The organism is Rhodococcus sp. AC861 (assembly GCF_979256035.1).
Window position 1 is genome coordinate 1 of record NZ_CEEDMW010000121.1, and the last position, 233, is coordinate 233.

The following is a 233-nucleotide window of genomic DNA, read 5'->3' on the forward strand; positions in this document are numbered from 1 at the left end:
CCACGAGGAGGGTCGTGCCCACGCCGAGCGCGGCGATCTGCGACCGGTAGGCAGCGGCCTCGGCGGGACCGTGCGCGTCGGTGGGCAGGAGCGTGAAGGCGTGGGCGCGGGTGCCGGCGCCGGGACTGCCGTGCCGGCGGACCGCTTCGAGGGTCGACGTCGCGGCGAAACCGCAGATGTGCGCGGCGCGGGAGGCGGCCCCCGCGGCTGCCTCGTGGGCGCGTCGTGAGCCC

The 233-nt window shown here is 78.5% G+C and carries 1 pseudogene; it reads right to left on the bottom strand.

The annotated features are described in order from the left end of the window. A pseudogene (locus AC0IX4_RS23400) lies at positions 1-233 on the bottom strand (nicotinate phosphoribosyltransferase); the annotation flags it as partial.